Source organism: Pseudomonas sp. R62, from assembly GCF_000257605.1.
Taxonomy (GTDB): domain Bacteria; phylum Pseudomonadota; class Gammaproteobacteria; order Pseudomonadales; family Pseudomonadaceae; genus Aquipseudomonas; species Aquipseudomonas atacamensis.
This window is the reverse complement of record NZ_AHZM01000954.1, coordinates 1-631: the sequence shown is the minus strand read 5'-3', so window position 1 is coordinate 631 and position 631 is coordinate 1. Positions and strand designations below refer to the sequence as shown.

The window sequence follows — 631 nt, the reverse complement described above, 5'->3', positions numbered from 1 at the left end:
GAGCCCGCGTAGGCATTGGTCAGGTTGATCTTCATTTGCGAAATGATCACGAACAGCACCATGGCGCCGAGCGCCCATTCCGGCGAACTGAACACGTAGCGGAACGCAACCAGGTACATCTGGGTCGGCTCGGCAGCGCGTTCCATGGGGATTTCATGTTGCAGCGCGAGAAACGCCAGGAACGCCCCGGCGAACATCTTCAAAGCGCCGGGGATGATCCAGCCGGGGCCGGCGCAGAGCAGGGCGGCCCACCAGCGCTTGCGGTTGGCAGCAGTTTTTTCCGGCAGGAACCGCAGATAATCCACCTGTTCACCGATCTGCGTCACCAGCGACAACGCCACCGTGCAGGCGGCGCAGAACGCCAACAGGTTGAAGCCGCCGCCGTCACCGCTGCGTCCGACAAAGCTGGTCCAGTCGCTGAAGGCGTCGGGGTTCTTCCACCCCACAAAGCCATACGGCAGCACCAGCAACAACAGCCAGATCGGTTGCGTCCACAGTTGCAGGCGGCTGATCAGCGTCACGCCGTACGCCACAAGTGGGATCACCAGCAGCGAGCAGATCACATAGGCCAGGGCCAGCGGGATATGGAAATACAGCTCCAGTGCCAGCGCCATGATCGCCGCTTCCAGGG

General features: G+C 62.3%; 1 pseudogene. It reads right to left on the bottom strand.

Annotated elements, in window-relative coordinates:
- Window positions 1-631: pseudogene (locus tag OQK_RS01320) on the bottom strand (hybrid sensor histidine kinase/response regulator); the annotation flags it as partial.